The sequence below is a fragment of the Kitasatospora sp. A2-31 genome (assembly GCF_022288725.1).
Lineage (GTDB): Bacteria > Actinomycetota > Actinomycetes > Streptomycetales > Streptomycetaceae > Kitasatospora.
This window is the reverse complement of record NZ_JAKNTA010000072.1, coordinates 1-4,153: the sequence shown is the minus strand read 5'-3', so window position 1 is coordinate 4,153 and position 4,153 is coordinate 1. Positions and strand designations below refer to the sequence as shown.

The 4,153-nt window shown below is 73.3% G+C and carries 4 protein-coding genes and 1 pseudogene; all 5 read left to right on the top strand.

Going from position 1 to position 4,153, the window contains the following annotated elements:
- A partial coding sequence (locus MCM47_RS39460; RefSeq protein ID WP_238951690.1) for an ATP-dependent DNA helicase RecG occupies window positions 1–1,315 on the top strand: 1,315 nt, incomplete at its 5' end.
- Window positions 1,316–1,421: 106 nt separating this feature from the next.
- Complete coding sequence (locus tag MCM47_RS39455) at window positions 1,422–1,955, top strand: hypothetical protein (protein WP_238951361.1); 534 nt, start codon at window positions 1,422–1,424, stop codon at window positions 1,953–1,955.
- 158 nt (window positions 1,956–2,113) lie between these two features.
- Window positions 2,114–2,698 carry a 16S rRNA (guanine(966)-N(2))-methyltransferase RsmD gene (rsmD, locus tag MCM47_RS39450; protein WP_238951691.1) on the top strand — a complete coding sequence of 195 codons (585 nt, stop codon included), beginning with the start codon at window positions 2,114–2,116 and terminating at the stop codon, window positions 2,696–2,698.
- Between the two features lie 50 nt (window positions 2,699–2,748).
- Window positions 2,749–3,240, top strand: coding sequence for a pantetheine-phosphate adenylyltransferase (gene coaD / locus MCM47_RS39445; protein ID WP_238951359.1), 492 nt, complete (start codon window positions 2,749–2,751; stop codon window positions 3,238–3,240).
- A 206-nt stretch (window positions 3,241–3,446) separates the two neighbouring features.
- A pseudogene (locus MCM47_RS39440) lies at window positions 3,447–4,153 on the top strand (cell division initiation protein); the annotation flags it as partial.

The following is a 4,153-nucleotide window of genomic DNA, read 5'->3' as shown; positions in this document are numbered from 1 at the left end:
GCTCGTCGCGCTGCGGGCCATGCTGGCCGTGGTCGACGCGGGCGGCCAGGCCGTGCTGCTGGCGCCCACCGAGGTCCTCGCGCAGCAGCACCACCGCTCGATCGTCGAGATGATGGGCGACCTCGCCGAGGGCGGCATGCTCGGCGGCTCGGACCTCGGCACCCGCGTCGTGCTGCTGACCGGCTCGATGGGCGTTCCCGCCCGCCGCCAGGCGCTGCTCGACATGGCCTGCGGCGACGCCGGCATCGCGATCGGCACCCATGCGCTGATCGAGGACAAGGTGCAGTTCCAGGACCTCGGCCTGGTCGTGGTGGACGAGCAGCACCGCTTCGGCGTCGAGCAGCGGGACGCGCTGCGGGCCAAGGGCGAGCAGCCGCCGCACCTGCTGGTGATGACGGCCACCCCGATCCCGCGCACGGTCGCGATGACCGTCTTCGGGGACTTGGAGACGTCCGTGCTGGACCAGCTGCCGGCCGGCCGCTCGCCGATCTCCACCCACGTCGTCCCGGCCGTGGAGAAGCCCAACTTCCTGGCCCGGGCCTGGGAGCGGGTCCGCGAGGAGGTGGCCAAGGGCCACCAGGCGTACGTGGTCTGCCCCCGCATCGGGGACGAGGAGCCCACCGAGCCGAGGAAGCGGCGCAAGGCCGCCGAGGAGGACCTGGAGGACGTCGCGGACACCGGCGCCGACAGCGACGAGCGCCGGCCCCCGCTCTCCGTCGTGGAGACCGCCGAGATGCTGGTGAAGGGCCCGCTGGCCGGGCTGCGGGTGGAGATCCTGCACGGCCGGCTGGCCCCGGACGCCAAGGACGAGGTGATGCGCCGGTTCGCCGCCGGCGAGGTCGACGTGCTGGTCGCCACCACGGTGATCGAGGTCGGCGTGAACGTACCGAACTCGACCGCCATGGTGATCATGGATGCCGACCGCTTCGGCGTCTCCCAGCTGCACCAGCTGCGCGGCCGGGTCGGGCGCGGCAGCGCGGCCGGCCTCTGCCTGCTGGTCAGCGACATGCCCGCGGCGAGCGCGGCCCGCGCCCGGCTGGACGCGGTGGCGGCCACCCTGGACGGCTTCGAGCTCTCCCGGATCGACCTCGAACAGCGCCGCGAGGGCGACGTGCTGGGCCAGGCGCAGTCCGGGGTGAAGTCCTCGCTGAAGGTGCTCTCCGTGCTGGAGGACGAGGAGGTCATCGTGGCCGCGCGCGCCGAGGCCACCCGGCTGGTCGCCGCGGACCCCGACCTGACCGCCCATCCGGAGCTGCGCACCGCACTGGAGAGCCTGCTCGACGCGGACCGCGCGGCCTACATGGAGAAGGGCTGAGGGCGGGCGCACGGGCCGCCGCGATGTCAGACCCCCGGGAGAGAATGTAGTTGTTCGGGACGCACCCCCAAGGTGCGTATCCGGCACGACATTTGGGGGTCCTGCCATGGCATTCCGTCATCTCAACGAGCTCCCGCTGGGCGACAAGGTCTTCCGGATCGAACTCGCCAGCGACGACGACCGCGAGGTCACCCTCACCCTGACCGGCTGGCGCGAGGGGGAGGCGGCCGCGCCCCTCGCCTCGGGCAAGCTCCGCCTGCCGGTCGAGGACGTCGCCTCGCTGCGGATCGCGCTGAACCGCGCGCTCCGGGCCCTGGCGATCGTCGCCGACGTCTCCGAGCCCATCCCCGACCGCGACGTGCTGCGCGAGCTCTACCCCGGCCACGGCGCCCCCTGGGTGCCGCAGCACGAGGAGGAGCTGGTCCGGCGGTTCCACGACGGCGAGACCATCGCCCGGATCGCCGCCCGCTTCGGCCGCACGCCCGACTCCGTCCGCACCAAGCTGCGCGAGCTCGGGCACGACCCGCGCCGCCCCGAGTTCTGCCCGCCCGACGGCTGCCTCTCCTGGTCCCGCTACGCCTCCCCGGCGCTCCTCGGTGCGGCGATCCCGGCACAGTCCGCGGGGGCGGACGCGGGCTGAGCCAACGGCCCCGCCCAGCCCTGCCCAGCCCTGTACAGCCCCGCACAGCCCCGCCGGCCCGTCCGGCGGGGCTGTGCGCCGTCGGGGGCCGGGGGCGCCCACCCGCGCCCGGGGCGGGATAGCGTGGTCGGGCAGCGACGAAAGGACCTCCCACCACCATGACCCGCGTCATCGCCGGGGCGGCCGGCGGCCGCCGGCTGGCCGTACCGCCCGGCCGGGGCACCCGCCCGACCTCCGACAAGGCCCGCGAGGCGATGTTCTCCACCCTGGAGTCGCTGCGCGGCACCCTGCACGGGGCCCGGATGCTGGACCTGTTCGGCGGGTCGGGCGCGGTCGGCCTGGAGGCGCTGTCCCGCGGGGCCGAGCACGTCCTGCTGGTCGAGGCGGACGCCCAGGCGGCCCGGGTGATCCGGGAGAACGTCCGGATCGTCGGCCTCCCCGGGGTGCTGGTGAAGGCCGCCCGGGCCGAGAAGGTGATCGCCGGGCCCGCCCCGGAGGACCCGTACGACCTGGTCTTCCTCGACCCGCCGTACGTCGTCACCGACGACGAGGTGCGCGAGATGCTGATCACACTGTCGGCGGGGGGCTGGCTCGCGGACGACGCACTCGTCACCGTGGAGCGCAGCACCCGCGGCGGTGAGTTCGGCTGGCCGGACGGTTTCGAGGTGCTGCGCTCCCGCCGCTACGGCGAGGGCACCCTCTGGTACGGGCGCGCCGCCGCCGAGACCCGCCACCACCCCTAGCGGGCCGAGGAGGCCCGCAGCACCCGTCACCCACGAGGGAGCACCACGCCATGCGCCGCGCCGTCTGCCCCGGTTCGTTCGACCCGATCACCAACGGTCACCTCGACATCATCGAGCGCGCCTCGAAGCTGTACGACGTGGTGCACGTCGCCGTCGCGGTCAACCGGAACAAGCAGGGCATGTTCACCATCGACGAGCGGATCGCCCTGATCGAGGAGGTCACGGCGCCCTACGGGAACATCGTGGTCGAGTCGCACCTCGGCCTGCTGGTGGACTTCTGCCGGGACCGCGGCATCCCGGCGATCGTCAAGGGGCTGCGCGCCGTCAGCGACTTCGACTACGAGCTGCAGATGGCCCAGATGAACCACGGCCTGACCGGTGTCGAGACGCTCTTCGTGCCCACCTCGCCGACGTACAGCTTCCTGTCCTCCACGCTGGTCAAGGAGGTCGCCTCGTACGGGGGCGACGTCTCGCACCTGCTGCCCGAGGTGGTGCACCGCCGGCTGGTCGAGCGGATCGCGGAGCGTAAGGCGCAGCAGTAGGCGGTCCGCCTGCAGGCACCCGTCGTTCGGTCCGTTTCTGCCGGTTCGTCACCACTTGCCCCGGACCCGGTCGGGCGCCGGGGCCCGGTCGTTGTGACCTCGGCCCGCAGTGGCCGTACAGTCTGTAGTCCTGCCCTGCGGTGAGCTCCACCGCGCCGGGCCTGCCTCCGCCGGAGCGTCGGCGGCACACGGAAAGACGGAGTCCCGTGGACGTGCAGAACAAGGTCGACGAGATCGTCGCGGCCGTCGAGAACGCCCGCTCGATGCCCATGTCTGCCTCCTGCGTCGTGAACCGGGCCGAGCTGATCGGCCTGCTCCAGGAGCTCAGGGAGGCGCTGCCCGCCGAGCTGGCCCAGGCCCAGTCGGTGATGGCCGACCACGAGCAGGTGGTGGCCGACGCCCAGGCCGAGGCCGAGCGGATCATCCACGGCGCGCACACCGAGCGCGGTTCGCTGATCTCCGACACCGAGGTGGTCCGCCGGGCCCAGGCCGAGGCCGACCGGATCCTCGCCGAGGCCCGCGCCGAGGTCGACGCCAAGCGCGCCGAGGCCGACGACTACGTGGACAGCAAGCTGGCCAACTTCGAGGTCGTCCTCACCAAGACGCTCGGTGCGGTCGGCCGCGGCCGGACCAAGCTGCGCGGGGACTCCAGCGTCTTCGAGGCCGACCACGACGGCGAGACCGACGGCGAGGAGTTCCAGCCGCAGGGGATCAGCCCGAGCCCGGAGGTCGACGAGTACGTCGATGTGAAGCTCGCCACCCTGGAGAACGTGCTCAGCGCGACCCTGGAGGCGGTCGGCAAGGGCCGGGACAAGCTGCTCGGCAAGCGCCCGATCGACGAGCTGGGCGCCTACCTGGCCGCCGCCGACCAGGCCCAGCAGGCCAAGGACCGCGCCGAGGCGGTCGCGGCGGG